This is a genomic window from Psychrobacter sp. 1Y4, from assembly GCF_051847555.1.
Genome location: NZ_JBPYDE010000407.1, coordinates 1 through 785, shown reverse-complemented (window position 1 = coordinate 785; position 785 = coordinate 1). Strand labels below are relative to the sequence as shown.

Below are 785 nucleotides of genomic sequence, written 5' to 3'. Positions count from 1 at the left end.
ATGGTGTGGGCTAAGTATAGCACTACGCTCTGGTACCGTCATCAATGAGGGTACCAGAAGCGCTAATCAGGCAGGTCATATCTACTGTAACTCTCGTATTTGATGCCGAATGTTATTCATTTTTTCAGTTAATGGTTTGATTGCTATTGCTAATAGCACCATTATGCCAATTAAAACCCAGCTTATAAAAGGATTCCTAGGCACTAGATAGAAAACACTTAGTATTCCACCTACGGCAAAAACTAACATCAAGATTAAGAAAGGCAATATTTTTTTCTTAAGTATTTGCTGCTCAAACCTTAGCTGGTCTAGATTTTCTAGTCTAACCAGTTCTTGTGCGTAAGCATCCATATTAAACCCACAATGAATGCAACAATCAGTTAAACGCCAAGTAAGTTCATCACACTGCACACAAACGATAGCGTTAGGGTGATCTTCTGGCGGCGGTTTCTGCCGATATACATTGAAGCTGTCGGCTATTTGGGCGTTAGGGCTAGCAAAAACCCCTTTGTAATCAGGTGCTTTCATTGCACTACCCTTTAAAGCTGTCTTCTATTTTTGCGTGTGGACTGCCAAAGATACCTTTCTTATCACCACCACTGTTGAGGCTGTCAAATCCACCAATGATAAAGCGTAGCATCATGCGGCGCTGGTCATCATCTAAGGCTCTAAACTCCTTGAGCAAGAACGCCTCTTCTTCTGTGAGCTTTGGCTGGGTGTCTTGTATCATGGCCTTGAGAGTATCTATTGCGTCTTCAACGCTGATCCCTTGTGCAGTGTCCATA

General features: G+C 42.4%; 2 protein-coding genes. Both read right to left on the bottom strand.

Features of this window, described 5'->3' with window-relative positions; all coding sequences use genetic code 11:
* Positions 1-81 precede the first annotated feature (81 nt).
* Entirely contained in the window at positions 82-528 is a 447-nt protein-coding gene (locus ACS8FC_RS16635; protein ID WP_439297595.1) for a hypothetical protein, read from the bottom strand.
* A gap of 4 nt (positions 529-532) precedes the next feature.
* A partial coding sequence (locus ACS8FC_RS16630) for a hypothetical protein (protein ID WP_439297594.1) occupies positions 533-785 on the bottom strand: 253 nt, incomplete at its 5' end.

What these genes read in the sequence shown, in the direction of transcription:
- ACS8FC_RS16635 (WP_439297595.1), bottom strand. Translation starts at nt 528, where the DNA reads ATGAAAGCACCTGATTACAAAGGGGTTTTTGCTAGCCCTAACGCCCAA.